Origin of the sequence: Serratia sp. Ag1 (genome assembly GCF_000743355.1) — a bacterium.
In the GTDB taxonomy this organism is placed as follows: Bacteria; Pseudomonadota; Gammaproteobacteria; order Enterobacterales; family Enterobacteriaceae; genus Chania.
On record NZ_JQEI01000011.1, the window covers coordinates 58,593 to 78,691 of the forward strand.

The following is a 20,099-nucleotide window of genomic DNA, read 5'->3' on the forward strand; positions in this document are numbered from 1 at the left end:
CAAGTTGCTTGAGAGTTGGCTGCACAACTGTCACCTACAAGCAACTCGAATTATTTTGGGTATAACGCGTTAACTCTCTTGAAGGTTTTGCGAAAACAGCATGGATATGACAATACGCTCAGCATTAGTAAAAAATTTCCTCGGCTCTTCCCCCGATTGGTACAAGCTGGTCATCATCAGTTTTCTGGTGATTAATCCACTAGTGTTCTTCCTGATCAGCCCGTTTGTTGCGGGTTGGCTATTAGTGATCGAATTTATCTTCACGTTGGCCATGGCCCTGAAATGCTACCCATTACAGCCTGGTGGTCTGTTAGCCATTGAAGCTGTTGTGATAGGTATGACGAGCCCCGAGCACGTCAGCCAAGAGATTGGCAACAATCTGGAAGTCCTGCTGCTGTTGGTGTTTATGGTGGCTGGCATCTATTTCATGAAGCAGTTGTTACTGTTTGTGTTTACCAAGCTGTTGCTCAATATCCGTTCTAAAATGTTGCTGTCGTTGGCATTCTGCGTCGCTGCCGCCTTGCTTTCCGCCTTCCTTGATGCACTGACGGTGGTTGCCGTCGTGATCAGCGTTGGCACTGGATTTTATTCTATCTACCATAATGTAGTCTCCAAAGGTGCCGACAATAATCTTGACGTCAGCGACGATAGCGCCATTGACAGCCCTGACCACAAACAGACGCTGGAGCAGTTTCGGGCCTTTTTGCGCAGCCTGTTGATGCACGCTGGTGTCGGCACCGCGCTCGGTGGCGTTATGACCATGGTGGGTGAGCCCCAGAACCTGATTATCGCCAAAAGTGCTGGATGGAGCTTTGGCGAGTTCTTCCTGCGGATGGCACCGGTTACCCTGCCGGTATTTATCTGCGGGCTACTGGTTTGCCTGTTAGTGGAACGTTTTGCCGTATTTGGTTATGGCACAAAGTTACCAGAGCGCGTGCGGGACGTGCTGAAAGAGTTCGATCAGAAAGCTACAGCCAAACGCAGCCGCCAGGAAAAAATGAAACTGGTAGTGCAAGCCTTGATTGGCATCTGGTTGGTGATTGCGCTGGCTTTCCATCTGGCAGAAGTCGGCTTGATTGGTCTCTCGGTGATCATTCTGGCCACCGCTCTGTGCGGCATCACCGATGAGCACGCCATTGGCAAAGCATTCCAAGAAGCCCTGCCCTTTACGGCCTTACTGACGGTGTTCTTTACCGTCGTAGCGGTGATCATTGAACAACGGCTGTTTACCCCAGTGATCGAGTTTGTTTTGCAAGCAGAGCCTTCCGCGCAGCTTTCTCTGTTCTACCTGTTTAACGGCCTGCTCTCTTCAGTATCTGACAACGTTTTTGTTGGTACGGTCTATATTAATGAAGCCCGTGCGGCGCTGGAAAACGGGACACTTTCAGCCAAACAGTTTGAAATGCTGGCGGTGGCCATCAATACCGGCACCAATCTACCTTCGGTGGCCACACCAAACGGCCAAGCCGCGTTCCTGTTTTTGCTGACTTCAGCGTTAGCACCTCTGGTACGCCTGTCTTATGGCCGCATGGTGTGGATGGCACTGCCTTATACGCTGGTCCTGACGTTGGTCGGCCTGCTCTGCGTGCAGCATACGCTGGCTCCAGCCACTGATTTACTGGCGCAATGGCACTGGCTGACTCAGCCATCGCTTGACGCACTGGCAGCGCCCACGGCACATTAACCGCCATCATCCCCTGCGGCCAGTGACTATTTTTCACTGAATGACGTTCAGATAGCTGGCAGCGGGGATGAATTGGTTTACACTGCCGGTTCAATTGCTTACTGCATGGAAGAACAAATATATGTTGCAATTCTTTAACCGTTGCTCACAGGGGCGCGGTGCTTGGCTGCTGATGGCCCTGACTGCTTTGGTGCTGGAGTTGGCTGCTCTCTATTTTCAGCACGTAATGCTGCTGCAGCCTTGTGTGATGTGTATCTATGAACGCGTCGCGTTGTTCGGGATTTTCGGAGCCGCGCTGCTGGGTGCAATCGCCCCCAAGACGCCGTTGCTGCGCTATGCGGCTATTTTGCTGTGGATATACAGTGCCTGGGCTGGCTTACAGTTGGCCTGGAAGCACACCATGATCCAGTTACACCCCTCACCGTTCAATACCTGTGATTTCTTCGTCAGCTTCCCGTCCTGGTTGCCGCTCGATAAATGGGTGCCAACCGTATTCCACGCTTCAGGCGATTGTTCTGTGCGCCAATGGCAGTTCCTGTCTCTGGAAATGCCGCAGTGGTTAGTGGGGATCTTTGCTGCCTATCTGTTGGTTGGCGTGTTGGTACTGCTCAGCCAATTTGTTCGCCAGCGTCGCCGGGATCTATTTGGCCGCTAAAAACGCCCTTCAGCAAAAATGGTGCCTTTTTAGGCACCATTTTTATTTACACGCCTATGATTGCCAAACCGCTTCACATCAGGTGTGAGTGAAAAAATAAACGAGCACAATCAGCACTCCGGCTACGGCAAACAGACGTACCATCTTCATCATTGAATTCTCATTACTGAACGGGACTAGCCGACAAACTACCTAACATTGTAGCCAAAAAGAAGCTTACGTCGGGATTTGTAGCGTAATTTACATAACATTAAGTTGTGTTTTCCCCAATCCCAGTCAAGCGGCAAAAAACGAGCTTCGATGAACCTGCTCAGCCATCCTCGCCTACAAGCAACTCGAATTATTTGGGGTATATAAGTTGGTAGGAAATATGTTTCTGAAATGTATTTTTTTAATATTCACTGATATAAAAGAACCACTTTTATTCATTGCATATATGTGTTTCTCAAGCCGATTAAGATTAAACTTAATAAGTACGACTAATAAACCGCTCTAAAACTAACCTTAAGCTATTTATTTATAGCATTATTTACTCTTTGTTTAATTTCGTCTAACAGTTATGTTTATAAACCGCGTATCATGTAGATAAATACCAGACTGTTTTTCACCACATCGAGCCCTATCTCTTAGACAGATGGCCCCTGTGAGAAAGGCGTGTACTTTCGTGAGGGAAAAATGCCAGAAAATGAGATTAATCGGGAATCCGCCATCGTAACGCTTCCTTATCAGGATTGGAGTGCAACGTCACCTTCATCTATAGACGCCGTTGCCGCACTTGAGCAGGGTAAGGTGCTGTTTTTCCCTCATTTGGCCTTTAATCTGACCGAAGCTGAGAAAACGTTGCTAACCCCCGAGTTAGTTGATCCTAAACGTAAAAATATCAGCTATCAGCCAGAGCAACAAAAATTGACCGGTGTCGCCATTGAAGGCAAGCACGAAGCCGTGCAGAAGTTGCTGGCTCGCCATCATAGGGCCTGCCAGGCATTAGTGCTCTCGATCTTGCCTGAATATCGCCATACGCTGCATACACCAACCAATAGCCTGCGTCTGCACCCTATTTCCGCATGGAAGGCCAGCAACTCATGGCGCAAGGATGACACCCGCCTGCATGTCGATGCTTTCCCTTCACGCCCTAATTACGGTGAGCGTATTCTGCGGATTTTCACCAATATCAATCCCGCAGGTGAAAATCGCCACTGGCGTGTCGGTGAGCCGTTCCCAGAATTGGCACAACGCTTTCTGCCACGCCTCGGGCGCTACTCCCCTTTCATCAGTTGGTTGCAGGATAAAGTCGGCATTACCAAAACCCGTCGCAGCCATTACGATCATCTGATGTTACAGATGCATGACGCGATGAAAGCCGATCTGGAATACCAGAAGAATGGGCCACAGCAGGCTATTGAATTCCCGCCGGGCAGCAGTTGGATTTGCTTTTCCGATCAGACACCGCACGCCGCCATGTCTGGGCAGTTTATGCTGGAGCAGACGTTCCTGCTCCCAGTGGCTGCGATGAAAACACCGCAAAATTCACCACTGAAAGTGTTGGAAGCGCTGCTGCACAAACCGTTGATTTAGCTTGTGCCATGATGACTGTTCAGAGAAACGCGAACCTGTCAGTGGTTACTTGGCCCAGCTAGGTTTGTTCAAAATGTGATCCTGCCAATCCACAACTTCGCTTTCGTGTACGGCGATATGACGCACGGTAATACGTTCACCGTGCATCGCCGACTTTGAGCCGCTGATCAGTGGGTGCCACGGATAAAGGGGCTTGCCCTCGCCAATCAAACGGTAAGCACAGGTGAGTGGCAACCACTCGAACGTCGTCATGTTTTCACGCGTCAGCTTGATGCAGTCCTCTTCCAGTTCAAACCGGCGCTCATAGTTACGGCATTGGCAAGATTTGATATTGAGCTGATCGCAGGCAACGTTGGTGAAATAGATCTCATCGGTATCTTCGTCGATCAGTTTATTCATGCAGCATTGGCCACAACCGTCGCACAGCGATTCCCACTCTGCTTCAGACATTTCTTCCAGCGTTTTCTGCTGCCAAAAAGGGAGTTGTGACATATCTACATCCAAAATAGGTAAATGAATATACCCTTCATACTTCAAGTTGCTTGGGTATAGAACACCTGCAAACAGGTTTAGGCGGGCACTATATAGGCACTCACAGCAAAAGGCCACTTTGATAACCAACGCGTTATCCGTTGTTGTAATGATTCTGCCTGCAACAATGCATGTTGCAGGCGGCAAGGAATCAAATCACCCGGGTACTGAGTGCTTTGCCATTAAGAGAAATCTTGAGCATATCGCCAGAAACCATCGGCCCGACGCCCTGCGGTGTACCCGTGAGAATAATGTCACCTGCCCGCAGGGTGAAAAAGCGGCTCATATAAGCAATCAGCGGCAAAATAGGCGTAATCATATCACGGGTATTACCCTGCTGACGCAATTGGTCATTGACGCTCAGCGACAGCTCAGCATTTTGCGGATCGCCAAACTCCGCTACCGGAATAAAACCAGAGATCGGGCAAGAACCATCGAATCCCTTGGCCTTCTCCCACGGTTGGCCTGCCTTTTTGAACCCGGCCTGTAGCTCACGCAAGGTCAAATCCAATGCCACACCGTATCCGGCGATGGCCCGCGCCACGCGATCTTCATTAGCCTGCTTCAGCGGAGTACCGATCAGAACCGCCAACTCAACCTCGTGATGTACCGAGCCCAAACCTTTCGGGATCGCTACCGGTTGGCGAATATCACACAGCGCCGTTTCAGGCTTGATAAATACGACCGGTTCAGGCGATGCCACACTGCCCATTTCCTTAACATGATCAGCATAGTTGCTTCCGACACAGACCACTTTATTTGCCGGAAAATCGAGCAACGAACCTTGCCAGTCTCTATGTTGATACATACACCTCTCCCAACCACAGTGTCATGGCCTGGCGTCTAAGCCCGCCTCGAACGGCGAACCACCCCAGGCCTCCTTTATGGCATCAGGCATTATCCCAACACCAATCGCGAAGTAATACGAGCATGTACTCACCTGCCACTATCCTATACTAAAAATCTGTTGAGGCTTATTTCTTCGTCTCAGACAAATGCAGGTTTAATAAATTTTCTACCGGTGGAGGAAACTGCAGATAAAACCCATCCTGTTTCAACGCTTCTTTCACCGCTTCAATATCTGCCGAGGCTAATCTCTTGCGTTCATCGAGGGAAAGCATCATCGCAAACTGAGGCGTCCCAAAACTTTTCATCAAATCTTCCGGCACGCGAGAGAAATCGTCTTTTTTTTCGACATAAAGATAAGTTTGATCACGTTTTGGGCTTCTATAGATCACACAAAGCATTTTTTTAACTCTATTTAATTGAGGCAGCGTCTTGCCTGGATATAACTCTGACTATAACATGCTTATAGTACTTCGGAATATCGCACCCCGAGTGGTATTCCGGGGATTTAAAGTTGCTGAGACTGAGTCAGGATAGATGTCACAATCGCCAATTGAGCTAAAAGGCAGCAGTTTTACCTTATCGGTTGTTCATTTGTATAATTCAGAACCCGAGGTAATACGTCAGGCACTGCAAGAAAAGGTGGAGCAAGCTCCCGCTTTTCTTAAAAATGCCCCTGTTGTAGTCAATGTTGCTACGCTGAACGGCGATGCAAACTGGAAAGCACTTCAACAGGCTGTCACGGCTGCCGGTTTGCGCGTGGTCGGTATCAGTGGTTGCAAAGATGAACGGCAAAAACGGGCTATCGCCCGTGCTGGATTGCCATTACTGAATGAAGGCCGAGGGCAAAAAATAGCCCCTGCCGCCGCAGCACCATTGCCAGACAATACCCCCGCCAAAACGCGTATCATCAGTGCTCCTGTCCGTTCCGGCCAACAGATTTATGCCCGCAACAGTGATTTGATCGTTACCAGTAGCGTTAGTGCTGGTGCCGAATTGATTGCCGATGGCAACATTCACATTTACGGCACCATGCGTGGCCGTGCACTGGCTGGCGCTTCTGGCGATGCTCAGTGCCAGATTTTTTGTACGCACCTGGGTGCAGAACTCGTCTCTATCGCAGGGCAATACTGGTTGAGCGATCAAATCCCGCCCGAATTTTTCGGGCAGGCAGCGCGGCTCAGCCTGTTGGATAATGCTTTAACCATACAACCTTTAAATTAAGCCCTTTTGACAAGGAATCCATTTCATGGCACGCATTATTGTTGTTACATCGGGTAAAGGGGGCGTTGGCAAGACCACATCAAGCGCGGCGATTGCTACCGGCTTAGCCCAGAATGGCAAGAAAACCGTAGTGATCGACTTCGATATCGGTCTGCGCAACCTTGATCTGATCATGGGCTGTGAACGCCGGGTAGTTTATGATTTTGTTAACGTTATTCAGGGTGATGCCACGCTGAATCAGGCGTTAATCAAAGATAAGCGCACCGAAAACCTCTACATCCTGCCCGCTTCACAAACGCGTGATAAAGATGCACTGACCCACGAAGGGGTTGAGAAAATTCTCAACGAACTCGACGAGATGGGATTTGAATTTGTCGTGTGTGATTCTCCGGCAGGTATTGAAACTGGCGCGCTGATGGCGCTTTATTTTGCCGACGAAGCCATCATCACCACTAACCCGGAAGTGTCTTCAGTACGTGACTCTGACCGTATCCTTGGCATTCTGGCTTCCAAATCACGCCGTGCCGAAAAGGGGGAGTCGCCCATCAAGGAACACTTACTGTTAACCCGTTACAACCCTGGCCGTGTCAGCCGTGGCGACATGCTGAGTATGGAAGATGTGCTAGAAATCCTGCGTATTCCGCTGGTTGGCGTCATTCCAGAAGATCAGTCTGTATTACGCGCCTCTAACCAGGGTGAGCCTGTTATTCTTGATAATGAGTCAGACGCTGGTAAAGCTTATGACGATACCGTTCACCGCCTGTTAGGAGAAGAACGCCCATTCCGCTTCATCGAAGAAGAGAAGAAGGGCTTCCTGAAACGCCTTTTTGGGGGATAAACCATGGCTTTGTTAGACTTCTTTCTGTCCCGCAAAAAATCAACAGCCAGTGTAGCCAAGGAGCGGCTGCAAATTATCGTCGCAGAGCGTCGTCGTGGGGACAGCGAACCCCACTATCTGCCTGATTTAAAACGCGACATTCTTGCGGTAATTTGTAAATACGTTCAGATCGACCCTGAAATGTTGCATGTACAGTTTGAACAGAAAGGGGATGATATTTCGGTACTTGAATTAAACGTAACACTACCGGAATCGGAAGAAACACCTAAATGATCGCAGCGCATTAATTACCCCCTGTCTATTTCCGCAGGGGGTAACTGTATATATATACATGCGTGAAGTTGGCAATTAGAATAACGGTTTATCTCCTGCAAGGCCCGTTATCCCATAATCTGAAGAGATTATTTGAAGCAGTTTTACACGTCCTACTTCCTTATTCCCAAGAATGGGAGCAGACCAGAAACGCGCCTGCCCTCATGTTCCGGTTAACGATTAGTAATTCTTTAGAATATCCTGCAAAGGTGCAGCCAATAAGCTACCACGCCAGCCACTGATTAACTCCGACTGACTCTCGCTGCCTTTCAGTTTCCAGTGCCAGTTCAGTAATTGGTTAATCTGGCGACGTGAAGCCAATAATTCGCTGCTTAAACCGCTCTTTTCACTGACTTCAGTGATGGCTGCTTTGATCTCCTTGAATACCTTCTTATAACCCGGCTGATCGATCAGGTTAGCGATAGGCTCAGGCAAGGCAGACTCATCAAGCGCGTTAGCTTCGGCTACCAATGCCAGCAGCGTTTTGCCATGGTAACGAATCTCTGGCCCGCTCAGCCCCAGTGAGTCAAGTTCCCCTAGCGACGTTGGCATATAGCGGGCAACGGCCCACAGGTTCTCTTCACGCACCACAAAGTTCACCGCCAGATCACGCTCACGAGCCTGGCGCAGACGCCATTCAGCCAGTTTCTGCAAGCAGGCTAACTGACGCGGTCGTAATTGCCAGGCATTGGTGATTTCGCGGTAGGCCAATTCAGGGGCCAAACTTTCACTGCGGCGCTGGCATAACAGTAGACATTCATCATGCGCAGCCGCCGTGCAGCCCGCTTGTTCCGTCTCTTGTACTAATTGCTTGGCCATGGGCAACAGATAGAACACATCGGCTGCAGCATAAATGCACTGCCGCTCCGTCAATGGGCGCGCCAACCAATCAGTGCGAGATTCGCTTTTATCCAGATCAACCTGCATATACTCCGCCACCAGCTTGGCAAAGCCGCAAGACAGTGCATGGCCACTAAACGCGGCCAAAATCTGGGTATCAATCATGGGCGTCGGCAACGTTTTAAAGGCGTTGAGAAACACCTCCAAATCTTCGCTGCCAGCATGCAGGAACTTCACCACGCGGTTATCGGCCAATAGATCGATAAATGGCTGCCATTGTTTGATAGGGAGTGGATCGATCAGAGAGAGTTGTTCACCGTCGTATAACTGGATCAGGCCTAACTGCGGATAGTAGGTACGCGTTCTTACAAACTCAGTGTCCAGCGCAATCTGGTCATGGTTTCTCGCCTGCTCGCAGACCTGCTGCAAGCCAGTATCGGTAGTGATCAACTGATAATTCAAAACGTCATTCTCTTTATCGTTTACCCACGAACCTGCATGAAGGAAATGGGTATTTCATGAATCATACACAACAACGCCGGTATTAACCGGCGCTGTTGATCAGGAGTTGTAACGACATCACCTAGGCAGCATCAACCGCTGCTGGTTTTTTTTGTTCGTCACGCAGTTCTCGACGCAAGATTTTACCGACATTCGATTTCGGTAGCTCGTCTCGGAACTCAACAATTTTTGGCACTTTATACCCGGTAAGATGACGGCGGCAGTGAGTCAACAACTCCTCACTGGTAAGCGAAGCGTCTTTCTTCACTACGCAAATTTTCACCGCTTCACCAGATGCCCCGCTCGGCACACCAATCGCCGCACACTCAAGGACTTTCGGATGCTGGCTCACGACATCTTCGATTTCATTCGGATAAACGTTGAAACCAGAAACCAGAATCATATCTTTCTTACGGTCAACGATGCGAATAAAACCCTCATCATCCACCGTCACGACATCGCCAGTGGCAAGCCAACCCTCTTTCAACACCTCATCGGTTGCATCCGGCCTCTGCCAATAGCCTAACATAACTTGTGGTCCCTTGACCCAAAGTTCACCGGCTTTACCAGCAGGAACATCTTTACCCTCATCATCCACTAAACGAATATCTGTAGAAGGCACCGGCAGGCCAATACTACCACTATAGTGCTTCAGATTGTGTGGATTCCCTGACACCAGCGGTGAACATTCGGTCAAGCCATATCCTTCCAGCAAATGCTTGCCCGTCAGTTTCTCCCACCGTTCGGCCACCGCTTTCTGCACCGACATCCCACCACCGACTGACAGCCGTAACGAAGAAAAATCGAGTTTCTGAAAATCCTCATTATTCAGCAACGCATTGAACAGGGTATTTACCCCGGTCATGGCCGTAAACGGATATTTGGCTAACTCTTTCACCATTCCAGGGATGTCGCGTGGGTTAGTAATCAGCAAGCTGCGCCCACCCAACTCCACAAACAGCAAACAGTTCACCGTTAAAGCAAAGATGTGATACAGCGGCAGCGCCGTCACCACCAGTTCTTGCCCATCACGCAGCAAAGGTGCATAGGCCGCCTTGGCCTGCGCCAGATTGGCCTGCATATTGCGATGGGTCAGCATCGCGCCTTTGGCTACGCCCGTGGTCCCACCGGTATATTGCAAAAAGGCCAGATCGGTGTTGACGACATCCGGCTTGACGTATTGCAAGCGGCGGCCTCGCTGTAATGCGCTCCGAAAGGAGATCGCGTCTGGCAGATGGTATTTGGGCACCAAACGCTTGATATATTTCACCACAAAGTTCACCAGCGTGCCTTTGGCGGCTGAGAGCTGATCGCCCATACGCGTCAAAATAACGTGTTTCACCTGCGTTTTGAACACCACTTTTTCCAGCGTATGGGCAAAGTTGGATACGATCACAATGGCGCTGGCACCGCTATCGTTCAACTGATGTTCCAGTTCACGCGGGGTATAGAGCGGGTTGACGTTCACCACCACCATCCCGGCACGCAGAATACCAAACAGAGCGATCGGATATTGCAGCAGATTTGGCATCATCAGGGCGACACGATCACCCTTCTGCAGCCCCAGCTCATTTTGCAGATAGGCAGCAAACGCCCGGCTACGCTCCTCCAATTTGCGAAAGGTCATCACCTCCCCCATATTGATGAACGCGGGTTGATCTGCATAACGTGTCGCTGCATTTTCAAATACTTCAATCAGTGATGTGTAGTGATCGGCATCAATCTCTGCCGGAACATCCGCTGGGTAACGTTTTAACCAGACCTTATCCAAGCTATTACTCCTGAAATTTTTGCTAATTATTATTGCAGCCCCCGAGTTACGGCCGGGCTTTAACAATATTTTAACTCAGCGTACCAGTTTGAGTTTTAAACAATACTCAGGTTGCGATATAGGTCACTAATTGCTAATTCCCGCTTGCGCAGAAAACATAAGGCGGCTTGCAAGCCGCCTATCAGAATGACCAAATTTAGGGTACAACCAAGGTTTGTATCCGGGCTGGCCCTGGATTGTACCAGCCGGGGCCACCACCCCAGCCCGGGCCCCAAGGATCATGACGTGGGCCCCAAGGCCCCCATGGCCCCATCGGTTGCGGAGGCATAACAACCTGTTGAGCGATACGCCAACGTTTGAAACCCGTCGCATTCATCGTGACAAACCGGTATGGGGTCATGCCAATTTTGCCTTCCTGAACGCCGGTAATCGGCCCCACCACCGTGATCAACTGCCGATTGAAATCAACCGGATCAAGGAAGCCGTTAACCGAAGCCAGCAACCGACCTTGCGAAGGTTCCCCTAAAATAGGGCGCGCACCGCTATCCAGCGGCACGGCAGCGATCTCCAGTACCGTCCGACCACGCTCATTGGTCATGGCAACGACCGTACCGCCAAAGCGAGCTTCAGCACCGATAAACAGTTTTGGCGCATTCTGCACGGTAGAGAGTTGATCCACCGGCGTTGCACTCGTTCCCTGAATAGCGTCTGGAATGGTGATACAGCCGGAGAGTGCCAACACACTACTAGCAATCGCCAGAGTTAATAGTTTTTTACTCAAAGTGCGGGTCAGCATCGTCGTAATCTCCTGAATTGGCGGTAACTTCTAATGGCATTCCTTAGCGCAAGCTGCAGGTGGATATATTTCCGACATCAGCGACAACACTATAATAATAGTACAATTATTCGCGTCCAGGCAGTTTCTTCCAGGTCACTTCATTGCGCAGATAAGTTGGCTCGGCATTTTCAACGCTCACTGCCAGGCCCTGCTGCCAGGCTTGCAACGCCAACGGCAACATATCTTCAGCCTGTGGCAACAGCATCTGCCCGTCCGCCAGGTTGATGGCTGCGCCTGCGACCAGATCAGGATAAGTTTGCCAACCGGTGCCGACATGAGCCCAATTGCCCTGCAAACCTTGCGCACGTGCTAATGCCTGTGGCGGTGACAACACCGCTTCGCCTTCGCTCTCTGACCAGCGGCCATCCTGCTGACGCTCGAATTGCCCCCAGTAAACCTCTCCCATTCGCGCATCGATCGCCGACAGCACGCGCTGCGCGCCGGTCATCCGCCAAGCACCTTGAGCCATGGTTTGCAAAGTAGAGATCCCGAGCATCGGAAGATCGGCTCCCAACGCCAAACCCTGAGCAATACCAATACCGATACGCACACCGGTAAAGCTGCCCGGCCCACGGCCAAAGGCCAGAGCATCGAGTTGCGCCAGGGTTAAGCCGGATTCAGCCAATATCTGCTGCACCAAAGGTAAAATGCGTTGGGTGTGTTCGCGTGGACACAGTTCGAACAGAGCGTGAATTTCGCCCTGATTCCAGATAGCGACAGAACATGCTTCCGTCGCCGTATCGATCGCTAAAATTCGCGTGGACATGCCAAACCTCAGGCGGGAAAATTCAGTGGTTTCATACAGGGCGCGCATTGTAGCACAGCCCCGAAGTCACGCCTATCGGCTAGCACTCCGCCTTGAGGAAGGCAATCGCCTGCGCCAGATCGCGGGTACGCGGTGTCGGCGGCAAACTGTTGAGGAACACTTCACCATAAGGGCGCATCACCAACCGATTGTCACAAATCACCAGCACACCACGATCGTCGGTATCACGAATCAGGCGGCCTACGCCCTGTTTCAAGGTGATCACGGCATCTGGTAGCTGCACATCGTTGAACGGATCGCCCCCACGTAAACGGCAATCTTCAATGCGTGCTTTCAGCAACGGATCATCCGGCGAGGTAAACGGCAACTTGTCGATAATGACACAGGAAAGCGTATCGCCCCTGACATCCACCCCTTCCCAGAAGCTGCTGGTAGCCACCAGTAACGCATTACCCGCTTCAACAAACTGCGCCAGTAACTGGCCTTTGCTGGTTTCTCCTTGTAACAGTACTGGCAGGGTCAGCGTGGCGCGGAACTCTTCTGCCAGTTCGCGCATCATTTGGTGTGAAGTGCAAAGAAAGAAGCAGCGCCCCTGATTGGCTTCGATCAACGGCCGCAACATGCGCGCCAACTGCCGGGCACCACCGGGTTGATTCGGCGAAGGCAAAAAACGTGGCACACACAGCAGTGCCTGATTGGCGTAGTCAAACGGGCTAGGTAATAGCAACGTCTTGGCTTTATTCAGCCCCAGACGTTCGGTAAAGTGCCCCATCTGCTCGTTAACCGACAGCGTCGCCGAGGTAAAGATCCAACTGCCCGGCTTCTCGTCAAGCATCTCACGAAAACGCTCGGCAACCGTCAACGGAGTCAGCGCCAGCACAAAGTGACGCGAGTTACATTCATACCAGTAGCTGAACCCCGGTTCATTGACCTCTTTCAGCCGTTTGAGACGGGTTCGATATTGCGTCGCACGTTCAAACGCGGCATCCAGCAACGCCGAACGACCGAGGGAAAGTTTGACTACGTCGTAACACAGTTCCAGCGCGTCATCGAGCAGCACCAGCGCCCGCTGAACGTTTGGTTGCGCCAGCACTTCACGCAAGTTGCCGCGAAAGCCTGGATCTCCCAACGCTAAACGGAAATCCTGCGTGCTTTGGCTGAGGCGATCGGCGCTTTTTTGCAACTGCGCCATGTCGCGCACTTCGGTGCGGTAAGCAATAGTGATATCTTTCGCCAAATCGAGCAGTTGGCGGCTGGTGAGTTGCTTGCCAAAATACTGGCTGGCAATATCCGGGATCTGATGCGCTTCGTCGAAAATCATCACATCGGCTTCCGGAATCAGTTCGGCAAACCCACCCTCTTTGACCACCATATCCGCCAGGAACAGATGGTGGTTCACCACCACGACATCAGCATCCATCGCACGGCGACGCGCCTTGACCACAAAACACTCTTTATACAGTGGGCAGTCGCTGCCAAGACAATTGTCGTTGGTGCTGGTCACCAACGGCCAGACAAAGCTGTCTTCCGCCACATCGCCGCAGGAACTGATATCCCCTTCTTCCGTTTGTGACGACCAGCTACGCAAGCGCACCAGATCAACCAGCGTTTGCCCCGCCAGTTCACCGCCAGCCATCGATTGCTGTTCGAGACGCTCCAAGCACAGGTAGTTGGAGCGCCCTTTCAGCAGCGCCAGTTTACCTTTATATTTTAATGCCTTAGCGACGGTAGGGAGATCGCGCGCATAAAGCTGGTCCTGCAACGCTTTAGAGCCCGTAGAAATAATCACCTTGCGTTTGGAACGCAGCGCCGGGGCCAGATAGGCATAGGTTTTGCCGGTACCGGTACCCGCTTCAACCACCAGTTCTTGTTTAAAATTGATCGCTTCCGTTACCGCTTCTGCCATCATGCGTTGCGGTTCACGGGGTTTGAAACCTTTAATTGCCTGCGCCAATGCGCCTTCTGGTGCGAAATCGTCAGCCACGCTATCTCTCGTTCAGGATTATTCAGGGCTGATTATGCCAAGCCTGCCATGTCGCTACCATCGACTTTATCAACGCACACATTTTACAGTGGCTGTGTTACCCTCGTGCGATTGCTGATAGGGAGATAATTAAATGAATATCGAACGTATTGATCCGGCACATCGCTGGTCCGAAGCCGTCATCCACAATGACACCATTTATTACACCAGCGTACCGGAAAACCTTGATGAGGATGCCATGGCGCAAACCGCCAATGCGCTGGCCGCTATCGATATTTTGCTGACTCGTGTGGGATCGGACAAAAGCCGGGTGTTGGATGCCACCATTTTCCTGGCTGATAGCGATGATTTTGCTGCTATGAATGCCGCCTGGGATGCCTGGGTGGTTGCAGGCAGTGCGCCAGTGCGCTGCACCGTGCAGGCTAAACTGATGAACCCGAAATTCAAAGTCGAAATCAAAATTATCGCGGCGCTGTAACGAAAAGCCGCAGGCGTTAAACCTGCAGCTCAGATCACTGACAAAGCCCGTTATTAGGGGAACGTGCCGAAGGGGTCGTAACGGCCCCTCGGTGCGCTAGACCCGAGTATCTCGGGCTTGAAGACGACGTTGTCATCAAACCTGCGGCATTCACTCTTAGGCCAGTTTGATCATCACCATACCCACCAGCAGCAACGCCAATCCAACCCAGCCTTTGGCATTTAAACGTTGCCCGAACAGAATCCAACCTGCCGCGATAGTGGCGGCGATCCCAAAACCACCCCACAGCGCATAGGCGACCGACAGATCGATCCCCTTAACCGCCTGTGCCAACGCGCTGAACGCCCCAAGCACCGAAAGCAGAGACAGCAACCCCAGCCAAACTCGGCGAAAACCATCCGACATTTTCAGAAAAATGTTAGCAACAATCTCAAGTACGATCGCCAGCGCCAAAAACCCTATGTGATACCATTCAAGCTGTTGCATGGTGATCACCTCGAGGGCTGACCTGTTTTCGTGCTTTGCGGGTACCGGATTTCACCAACAGAATCCCAGCAATCAAGGTCACTAACCCCAGCACTTTCAACGCAGAAATCGGCTCATCAAATAACATCACGCTGAACAGCGTAATAAACAGAATACCAATCCCCTCCCACAGGGCATAAGCCACGCCCAGCGCCACGCGTTTTACCGCTAATGACAGCATCACATAGGAACCGGTAATCATCACGTACATCACAATATGCCCGCTCATGCCCCCACTGACGCTGGCATATTTCATAGATAAGGTGCCGATAATTTCAGCAACGATGGCAAAGCCTAAAAATATCCAATAAATCATCATTTTTCTCCCAAACGGCGAATAGCGCACGCTAAGGCGTATTTACCCCGATGTATCTCGCTAAACAGGCGCACAGCGGCGCTTGAGGCGCAGAGATCCCTGGGGATAAACCTACCCTAATGCTGTAAAAACATTTGCCCGGTTACGCCAGGTAAACAGGGATAAAACCTGTCATCAGCACCGGTTAAGGGGAAAAGACGCTATAGCTCGCTGCACCAGTGATGTTCACTGGCAAGGATCGCTGAAAGGAAAAGTTGGCAAGTAGATGTTCTGAGGGTGGTTCCGTTAAATTTCATCATAATTATTCTCTATCTTCAGCCGCACACCGTGCGATTTGCCCAATATCCTCATCAATGCAGTATTTTAAACTGAGTTATTTTTACCATAGTGAAAATGATAAAGCAAACCGCCATTTTCACAACAATCAGCAAAAAATGGGTTAAAAATAAGAATGTTAATGGGTTAAAAAATGAGAGAAAGCGCGCTGTCTGTTCCCCGGCAGGCTAGCGTTTCAGCGGCCTGTGCTAGCAGAGAAACCTGATTCGCTGGCTGCTAAAAACAGGCAGCACAGCATTTTTGAGCACCCAGCGCGTTAAGGCAATAAAACGTTACTGGAGGAGACTTATCCGGCGTTTTTGAGGCTCAGCACCTCGCTTCTCAAATCAATAAAGTTTTCATAGACTTGATCCGTAGAGAGGTTATTGACATGATTGTCCATCGCTTCCAGCACGCGCGATGGCACTTGCCAAGGCCCCCAGTGGTAGCCCTCATTAGTACCAAACAAAGCAATCACCGGCTTACCAACCCCTGCGGCGATATGCAGTGCCCCGCCGTCGCTGGTCACGATCTGGTCGCATAACGCCATCCCCGCCATCAGTTCACGTATATTGTTGGTTCGGTACGGAACAAGATCGATATCACTGCAACTTCTGACAACCAAATCGGCTTTTTCATCATCACCAGGGTGCAAAGGGTTATCGCTCGAACCCGGTGACCAGAAAAGAATGATTTTGCAACGTTCGCGTTTAGATAGGCGATGCGCGAGTTCAATAAAGTGCTCCACCGGCCATCTCTGATTGGCTTTCCTCGAACTGATTTGCAGGCCATACACTGGCAACCCATTCTGATTACCGATTCTTTTAGCCGCCTCTGCAATTTCCACCGGGTTAAGATACAGCTCAAGCTTGCCGGGTTGCGATTCACAATTCAGGGGTTTCGCTAACTGGACCAACTCCTCAACAAGATGCATTTGCTGACGGATATAGGGGAGCCGATCGGTAACAATGGCAGGAGCATCCTCACCGATCGTGATAATGCGTTTTGCTCTGGAAATCCGGGCCCAGCTTAGGGCTCTCTTGTTCCAGTTCCCGGCGATAATGGCAACGTCATAGCCTGCTCGCCAAATCTGAAAGGTGGTTTTCAAACGGTGCACAAGCGCGCCAATTTTGGCTTTTAGTGACGCTTCATGATGCGACTTCGTGTAATGATAGATGTTGCTAACACGCGGATTTCCATCCAGCACAGGCATGTTATACGAGTTGACCAGCACGTCGACTTGATATTCTTTGGCCAACATGGCAATCAAGGGGGTCGTCAGAATCAGATCGCCAATATTTTCTCGCCGAATTAGTAAGACTTTCATCAATCATCCCTTTAGTAAGCAAACTGCGTTTATCAGGCCTAATCAAACAAGCCACAATTAAAATTACCATCGCCGAGAGTGCCTGTAATTATATTCATGCTTGATGTGCTATTCGGCGGGTAAAAAAATGCCAATCACGCTGGATTGGCATCGACAAGACAAAACTCGGTTTACGCGCTAGCGCCTTTGACCGCTTCACGTGCCAATTCGGTAATACGTGCGTAATCACCTTTTTCCAAGGCGTCTGCTGGCACCAACCAGGAACCACCGATACACAGCACGCTTTTCAGGGCCAGATAATCGCGGTAGTTATTTGGCGTGATGCCGCCGGTCGGGCAGAAACGGATCTGCGGGAATGGGCCGCCGATTGCTTGCAGTGCTTTAACCCCGCCGTTGGCTTCTGCCGGGAAGAATTTGAACTCACGCAGGCCATGATCCATGCCCAGCATCAGTTCAGAAACCGTGCTGATACCTGGGATCAACGGGATGCTGCCAGCGGTCGCCGCCTTCAACAGGCTATCGGTCAAACCAGGGCTGATAGCGAACTGTGCACCGGCTTCGGTGACTTCATGCAACTGCTGGGTATTAATCACTGTCCCCGCGCCAATAATGGCATCCGGCACTTCTTTGGCGATTGCGCGGATTGCATCCATCGCGCAGGCAGTACGCAGCGTAACTTCCAGTACGCGTACGCCACCCGCAACCAGCGCTTTAGCCAACGGCACCGCATGTTCCAGTTTATTGATCACAATAACCGGAACGACTGGGCCTGCCGTCAGGATCTGTTCTGCGCTGGTTTTCCAGTTTTTCATCGTCATTCTCTCCACTACTTTCGGTTTGTGTATGGCACGCCCCTGCCACAGGGCTCCGCATCAGTGCGGATTCCGACCGTACCGCTAGCCCGCCTGAAGCGGGGGTAAAAAAACCGGCAGACAGGCTGCCGGTAGATACTTTATTCGAACTCGTTCCAGGAACGGCCATCGCGGGTGATCATCGCGACAGAAGCCACTGGGCCCCAAGTCCCAGATTGATAAGGTTTTGGTGCTTCGTTATCGGCTTTCCATGCATCCATAATGGAGTCCACCCATTTCCAGGCTTCTTCTACTTCGTCACGGCGCACAAACAGTGCCTGGATACCGCGCATGGTCTCCAGCAGCAAGCGCTCGTAGGCATCCGCTACGTGCGCCTGATTAAAGGTTTCCGAGAAGCTCAGATCCAGCTTGGTGGTTTGCAGACGGTGCTTGTGATCCAAACCTGGCACTTTATTCAGTACCTGGATTTCAATCCCTTCGTCCGGTTGCAGGCGGATCGTCAGTTTGTTCTGCGGCAACTGCTGGTATGAATCACTGAACAGGTTCAGCGGTGGATTTTTGAAATACACGACCACTTCCGAGCATTTGGTTGGCAAACGCTTCCCGGTGCGCAAATAGAACGGCACACCCGCCCATTGCCAGTTGTCGATATCCACACGGATGGAAACAAAAGTTTCGGTATTGCTGCTCTTGTTAGCGCCTTCCTCTTCCAGGTAACCCGGCACCTTTTTGCCCATCACAAAGCCTGCGGTGTATTGACCGCGCACGGTCGTTTCACGAACATTGCTCTGGTTGATACGGCGCAGCGAGCGCAGCACTTTCACCTTCTCGTCACGAATACGGTCAGTGGTCAAATCAGCCGGCGGTGACATGGCAATCATGGTCAGGATCTGCAACAGGTGGTTCTGGATCATGTCGCGCATTTGCCCAGCCTGATCGAAATAGCCCCAGCGCCCTTCAATCCCCACTTCTTCCGCCACCGTAATCTGCACATGATCGATGGTGCGGTTATCCCAGTTTGAGGCAAACAGCGAGTTGGCAAAACGCAGAGCCAGCAGATTCAGTACCGTTTCTTTCCCCAGATAATGGTCGATACGATACACCTGACATTCGTTAAAATATTCCGCCACCTGATCGTTGATCACGCGGGAAGAGGCCAGATCGGTACCGAGCGGCTTCTCCATCACCACGCGCGCAGGCTCTTTATTCAGCTTGGCTTCGCCTAGCCCTTTGCAGATCGCGCCAAAAGTGCTTGGCGGCATGGCAAAATAGTTAATGGTGGTACGATGTTTCTGGTCCAACATTTTACCCAGGTTGGCAAAATGCTTACTGTCATTCACGTCCAGATTGCAAAAATCCAGGCGTGCACTCAGCGTGGCCCACAACTCTTCGTTCAATTCTTCTTTTAAGAAGGTGCCAAGCGCTTCTTTGACCACCTTGGTGTAGGCTTCTTTATCCCACTCGGCACGGCCTACCCCGATAATACGGGTATCCGGGTGGATGTGACCGGCTTTCTCTAATTGGTACAGGGAAGGCAGCAGTTTACGACGCGCCAAATCGCCTTTCGCGCCGAAAATAACCAGGTCGCATGCCTGGGCTGTAGAGGTTACCGCCATGTTCATCTCCTCGTTGCAGGATATTTGTAATTTTCTTACATTACTAATGTACTCTCTTTGACTACGGCCAGTAAACCCGGATAAAAAACAGAAAAAACCCCTATAAACTGCGTTGATAACACCGGCATGGCGCGAAGGCTGCCAGTAACAGAAGGATCTGTAATTTTCTGTCTTTTTTGACGATCTTTTACCATTATGAAAGTTAGACACAGGTCATGTTCTGATGAAAAAAACCAGCTTCTCCCTGGTCGACACTGCCAACACTTACCGGCACGTAGTATATTTTCACCAAATCTGACATTGATTTCTCCTTTGAATGAAATCGACAAACCCTATGAGTGACTC

20 protein-coding genes are annotated in these 20,099 nt (G+C 50.9%); 7 read left to right on the forward strand and 13 right to left on the reverse strand.

Translation table 11 applies throughout. The features are described 5' to 3' along the window. The first annotated feature begins 100 nt into the window (after positions 1-100). The 3 genes from nhaB (at position 101) to IV04_RS06595 (ending at position 3,914) form a co-directional block, all read left to right on the forward strand. Entirely contained in the window at positions 101-1,684 is a 1,584-nt protein-coding gene (gene nhaB, locus IV04_RS06585; RefSeq protein ID WP_037398975.1) for a sodium/proton antiporter NhaB, read from the forward strand. A 121-nt stretch (positions 1,685-1,805) separates the two neighbouring features. Then, entirely contained in the window at positions 1,806-2,339 is a 534-nt protein-coding gene (dsbB, locus tag IV04_RS06590) for a disulfide bond formation protein DsbB (RefSeq protein ID WP_037398973.1), read from the forward strand. A 675-nt stretch (positions 2,340-3,014) separates the two neighbouring features. After that, a complete protein-coding gene (locus IV04_RS06595; protein WP_037398972.1) occupies positions 3,015-3,914 on the forward strand; it encodes a Kdo hydroxylase family protein in 900 nt (299 codons plus the stop codon). A 45-nt stretch (positions 3,915-3,959) separates the two neighbouring features. On the opposite strand, the gene IV04_RS06600 is transcribed toward IV04_RS06595, so the two are convergent. The 3 genes from IV04_RS06600 to IV04_RS06610 all read right to left on the reverse strand — a co-directional run bounded on the left by IV04_RS06600 (position 3,960) and on the right by IV04_RS06610 (position 5,692). Then, positions 3,960-4,406, reverse strand: a complete 447-nt coding sequence (locus IV04_RS06600) for a YcgN family cysteine cluster protein (RefSeq protein WP_037398970.1) — start codon at positions 4,404-4,406, stop codon at positions 3,960-3,962. Positions 4,407-4,596: 190 nt separating this feature from the next. After that, positions 4,597-5,253 (reverse strand): fumarylacetoacetate hydrolase family protein, encoded by a 657-nt coding sequence (locus IV04_RS06605; protein ID WP_037398966.1) that lies wholly within the window; start codon positions 5,251-5,253, stop codon positions 4,597-4,599. 166 nt (positions 5,254-5,419) lie between these two features. After that, positions 5,420-5,692: a YcgL domain-containing protein gene (locus tag IV04_RS06610; RefSeq protein WP_037398963.1), complete on the reverse strand. Its 273-nt coding sequence runs from the start codon at positions 5,690-5,692 to the stop codon at positions 5,420-5,422. Positions 5,693-5,828: 136 nt separating this feature from the next. On the opposite strand from IV04_RS06610, the gene minC reads away from it, so the two are divergent. The 3 genes from minC to minE are packed head-to-tail and all read left to right on the forward strand — an operon-like array spanning position 5,829 to position 7,626. Then, the gene (gene minC, locus IV04_RS06615; protein WP_037398959.1) at positions 5,829-6,515 is read left to right on the forward strand and encodes a septum site-determining protein MinC; all 687 of its coding nucleotides are present in this window, start codon (positions 5,829-5,831) and stop codon (positions 6,513-6,515) included. Positions 6,516-6,540: 25 nt separating this feature from the next. Next, positions 6,541-7,353, forward strand: a complete 813-nt coding sequence (minD, locus tag IV04_RS06620) for a septum site-determining protein MinD (protein WP_037398956.1) — start codon at positions 6,541-6,543, stop codon at positions 7,351-7,353. 3 nt (positions 7,354-7,356) lie between these two features. Continuing rightward, positions 7,357-7,626, forward strand: coding sequence for a cell division topological specificity factor MinE (gene minE / locus IV04_RS06625; RefSeq protein WP_037398954.1), 270 nt, complete (start codon positions 7,357-7,359; stop codon positions 7,624-7,626). Positions 7,627-7,845: 219 nt separating this feature from the next. Here minE and rnd read toward each other — a convergent pair whose 3' ends face one another. The 5 genes from rnd to IV04_RS06650 form a co-directional block, all read right to left on the reverse strand. Further along, complete coding sequence (rnd, locus tag IV04_RS06630) at positions 7,846-8,967, reverse strand: ribonuclease D (protein ID WP_037398952.1); 1,122 nt, start codon at positions 8,965-8,967, stop codon at positions 7,846-7,848. A gap of 121 nt (positions 8,968-9,088) precedes the next feature. After that, on the reverse strand, positions 9,089-10,777 hold the full coding sequence (fadD, locus tag IV04_RS06635; RefSeq protein ID WP_037398950.1) for a long-chain-fatty-acid--CoA ligase FadD: 1,689 nt from the start codon (positions 10,775-10,777) through the stop codon (positions 9,089-9,091). A 196-nt stretch (positions 10,778-10,973) separates the two neighbouring features. Beyond that, on the reverse strand, positions 10,974-11,573 hold the full coding sequence (locus tag IV04_RS06640; protein WP_037398947.1) for a Slp family lipoprotein: 600 nt from the start codon (positions 11,571-11,573) through the stop codon (positions 10,974-10,976). A 106-nt stretch (positions 11,574-11,679) separates the two neighbouring features. Continuing rightward, a complete protein-coding gene (gene tsaB, locus IV04_RS06645; RefSeq protein WP_037399993.1) occupies positions 11,680-12,381 on the reverse strand; it encodes a tRNA (adenosine(37)-N6)-threonylcarbamoyltransferase complex dimerization subunit type 1 TsaB in 702 nt (233 codons plus the stop codon). Positions 12,382-12,460: 79 nt separating this feature from the next. Beyond that, positions 12,461-14,365 (reverse strand): ATP-dependent DNA helicase, encoded by a 1,905-nt coding sequence (locus IV04_RS06650; RefSeq protein ID WP_037398945.1) that lies wholly within the window; start codon positions 14,363-14,365, stop codon positions 12,461-12,463. A 133-nt stretch (positions 14,366-14,498) separates the two neighbouring features. On the opposite strand from IV04_RS06650, the gene IV04_RS06655 reads away from it, so the two are divergent. Then, entirely contained in the window at positions 14,499-14,843 is a 345-nt protein-coding gene (locus IV04_RS06655) for a RidA family protein (protein ID WP_037398942.1), read from the forward strand. A 156-nt stretch (positions 14,844-14,999) separates the two neighbouring features. Here the strand turns inward: IV04_RS06655 and mdtI are convergent, their stop codons facing one another. From mdtI to zwf, 5 genes are all read right to left on the reverse strand, one after another. Then, positions 15,000-15,329, reverse strand: a complete 330-nt coding sequence (gene mdtI, locus IV04_RS06660) for a multidrug/spermidine efflux SMR transporter subunit MdtI (protein WP_037398940.1) — start codon at positions 15,327-15,329, stop codon at positions 15,000-15,002. After that, positions 15,316-15,684, reverse strand: a complete 369-nt coding sequence (mdtJ, locus tag IV04_RS06665; RefSeq protein WP_037399990.1) for a multidrug/spermidine efflux SMR transporter subunit MdtJ — start codon at positions 15,682-15,684, stop codon at positions 15,316-15,318. Before mdtJ ends, mdtI begins: the two co-directional genes overlap by 14 nt. 622 nt (positions 15,685-16,306) lie before the next feature. Further along, the gene (locus tag IV04_RS06670; RefSeq protein WP_037398938.1) at positions 16,307-17,326 is read right to left on the reverse strand and encodes a glycosyltransferase family 9 protein; all 1,020 of its coding nucleotides are present in this window, start codon (positions 17,324-17,326) and stop codon (positions 16,307-16,309) included. A 170-nt stretch (positions 17,327-17,496) separates the two neighbouring features. Next, on the reverse strand, positions 17,497-18,138 hold the full coding sequence (locus tag IV04_RS06675; RefSeq protein WP_037398935.1) for a bifunctional 4-hydroxy-2-oxoglutarate aldolase/2-dehydro-3-deoxy-phosphogluconate aldolase: 642 nt from the start codon (positions 18,136-18,138) through the stop codon (positions 17,497-17,499). A gap of 140 nt (positions 18,139-18,278) precedes the next feature. After that, positions 18,279-19,754, reverse strand: a complete 1,476-nt coding sequence (gene zwf, locus IV04_RS06680; RefSeq protein WP_037398932.1) for a glucose-6-phosphate dehydrogenase — start codon at positions 19,752-19,754, stop codon at positions 18,279-18,281. Between the last annotated feature and the right edge of the window lie 345 nt (positions 19,755-20,099).